Origin of the sequence: Psychrobacter sp. 16-MNA-CIBAN-0192, from assembly GCF_040309565.1 — a bacterium.
Taxonomy (GTDB): domain Bacteria; phylum Pseudomonadota; class Gammaproteobacteria; order Pseudomonadales; family Moraxellaceae; genus Psychrobacter.
Genome location: NZ_JBEOOX010000458.1, coordinates 1 through 256 on the forward strand (window position 1 = coordinate 1; position 256 = coordinate 256).

Here is a 256-nt window from a genome sequence, read left to right on the forward strand (position 1 = left end):
GTGTATGCACCTTCTGCAAGTGCTACCGGTACAGGGATTGACCACGTGCCATTGGCAAGTACAGTGGCGCTCATTGTTTGTGGTGTGCCACTGGTATCTGTCACTATAACCGTTACCGTACTGCCTTGCGGTGCATCGCTAGTACCGGTAATAGTTGGGGTGGTATCGTTGCCTACGCCGTTGTCGGTAATAACAAGGCTCGGTGCGGTTAAGTCTATCTGACCTGTTTCGGTGGCGCTGCCGATATTACCTAGGC

The 256-nt window shown here is 52.7% G+C and carries 1 protein-coding gene; it reads right to left on the reverse strand.

The features are described from left to right. Window positions 1-256 (reverse strand): Ig-like domain-containing protein (locus AAEY78_RS13955; protein WP_352339972.1); only part of this gene is annotated, 256 nt, incomplete at both ends.